The sequence below is a fragment of the Citrobacter sp. wls619 genome, assembly GCF_005281345.1.
Lineage (GTDB): Bacteria > Pseudomonadota > Gammaproteobacteria > Enterobacterales > Enterobacteriaceae > Citrobacter.
In genome coordinates this window covers 1-2,177 of record NZ_SZXJ01000104.1, presented here as the reverse complement: position 1 = coordinate 2,177, position 2,177 = coordinate 1, and the positions used below count along the sequence as shown (strand labels likewise).

At 41.3% G+C, this 2,177-nt stretch carries 3 protein-coding genes; 1 reads left to right on the top strand and 2 read right to left on the bottom strand.

Annotation, left to right across the window (positions count from 1 at the left end; translation table 11 throughout):
• Positions 1 to 148: 148 nt before the first annotated feature.
• Both FDX19_RS24920 and FDX19_RS25590 read right to left on the bottom strand, forming a co-directional pair.
• Positions 149 to 850, bottom strand: a complete 702-nt coding sequence (locus FDX19_RS24920) for a hypothetical protein (RefSeq protein WP_137384812.1) — start codon at positions 848 to 850, stop codon at positions 149 to 151.
• The gene (locus FDX19_RS25590) at positions 825 to 1,892 is read right to left on the bottom strand and encodes a DUF2345 domain-containing protein (protein WP_249357603.1); all 1,068 of its coding nucleotides are present in this window, start codon (positions 1,890 to 1,892) and stop codon (positions 825 to 827) included. Before FDX19_RS25590 ends, FDX19_RS24920 begins: the two co-directional genes overlap by 26 nt.
• A 45-nt stretch (positions 1,893 to 1,937) precedes the next feature.
• Here FDX19_RS25590 and FDX19_RS25585 point away from each other — a divergent pair.
• The coding region (locus FDX19_RS25585; protein WP_249357602.1) for a hypothetical protein at positions 1,938 to 2,177 on the top strand (240 nt) is incomplete at its 3' end.

Here is a 2,177-nt window from a genome sequence, read left to right as displayed (position 1 = left end):
TTATCGCTGAGCTTGGCTGCTGCGGGCATACTTTTTCCTGAGTTTGATTGAGGAGCGACGGGTTCCTGATTAAAGTGAATCTGCGTCTTATTATACGGAATTAGTTAAACTTGGTGGTATTGCCCTGTCTGTTCCCTATCTTGAATATTTATTTGTCTGGGGGTTGTATTTTGAGTGCGTTTAATATGTCATTTTTTATTTGATGATTAGTAATAATTATATTAATTAATTTTGTTATTTCAGATTGATCATGATCGCTATTTGTGTAATTATTTTTAATGAAGTATATGAGGTCAGAAATTACACCTAGCTCGCTGTTATAGATTGAAAGTTTTGTTTTCAATGACGATAATTCAGATTGAAATGAGATCTCTCTTCCTATTTTTTCATTTTCAAATAGCTCATGTTCATAATTTTTCCTGAGCCTATCATCTTTGATATCAGCAGGGTCTATAGTTCCCATAACTGGACCATCTGTTGAACCTTCCGGTGGTAGTAAGTTAAAACTGTAATTATTTTTTGGTTTGTAATTTGGAATTTGGTATTTATCAAATTCAGACAGAATTTTTAAATGTAAAATTAAGAGTGATAACCTCAGTTTGTTATACTCAGATTTTGGGATATTTAATCTTGATATATCAATATCATCTATGCAGTCTAATGCACTGCCTAATAGATAGTTGGTATTGTTGCCTTTTGGATCGTTAATGAAAGACTGTAGCATATGATCTGCCTTCATTATTTTATCTGATATGTCATTTTGCATATTAGCCTCAGCTATAAATGGAATAAAAATCATAAAAATAACAGTGCCGAGTGTAATTCTATTTTTTAATATAGTCCAATCCACTGTTAGGATCACTATATAAAGTTGTCTCTTCATGCGAAGCTTTTGAAGTAGTACATGTGCCGTCAATGAATATCTCATGTTTTTGCTCATTTTTAGGGAAAGGATGGACTTTTGATTTGTCTATCGTCCATTCCCACATAATAGGCATAGATAATACACAATGTACAAAGGGCGGTTTAGTTCCGGCATTATTACCAATACCCGCGAAAATTGTGTCTGTTACTGAGGGAGAAAGTGTGCTTCCATCAGTTGCTGAATACTCACTTGCTTCGACTCTAAACCACCGAGACGTGCCATTTTTGGGGTCACTAGGATTATAACGCCCATGCCATCTACCAGTAAGGACTTCATACGGTCCTGAACCCACAGCTTGGGAATCTCGTTCACGTATACTAACCGCAGAAAAATTTACATCCGTAGGATGTAAATATGGTCGTCCCAGCCATCCACAATCAGGAACACCATGATGATGAATTAAAGCGGATCCAACCACACGTTTCATAACAAAAGCCGATGGTTCAACTATTGTAAATTGAGCACTATTTGTCCCATTACTTGTCGTAGCCGTTACTGTAACTGTTCCTGATTTGTCAAAAGCGGTAAACAGTGCCGTATTGCTCCCCATAGTTTTCAATTTTCCCCTATCAGTAGGCGATTGAATCCATGTTGAAACTGCAGTACTACATGATAATAATACAGACTCTCCTACACCAATCCGTCGTCTTGAACGCTCAGTTGGTATAGTCACTACTGTTTCAGTGCTCAGTTTATCCGGATTTGTATTCGAGCTACTATTTTCCATTGCTCCATCAAGTTGTGATTCACTAAGAGGTGCATAATCACCCGCTAGAGCTTCCAACCCCACCGGCATCCCCGGACTCCCCCCACTGTTAAGATTTATTTTCGGCCCCCCGATATCCACACCTCCCGCGTGTATCACCACAAATGAGCCGCCCACCTTCAGGCTGATCTTACTGTCACTCTGAAGGACAATATCGCCCTCAACGCAAATCCCCAGCGCACCGGCTACCTTCTGTGCCATATCACCTTTTACCTCCAGGCTGTGCTTACCTCCGACCTGGCTGATATGATCTTTCGTGGTGCGGTGCTCCTGCTTCCCTTCAACGCTCACGCTTCTGTTGCGCACGACGCTCAGCGACGTATCATGACCAATGCGCACGGTGCGATCGTTTGTGACTTCCTGCGTATGATCGTGCTGCACCGTGATGCGCTGGTCGTTCCCGACCCTAACATGCCGGTCATGCGCCACGGTGATTTTCTGATCGTGACCGCCTGCGTTCTCCTTACCCACCGTCACCGTCTGGCC

What these genes read in the sequence shown, in the direction of transcription:
- FDX19_RS25590 (WP_249357603.1), bottom strand. Translation starts at nt 1,892, where the DNA reads ATGGCACAGAAGGTAGCCGGTGCGCTGGGGATTTGCGTTGAGGGCGAT.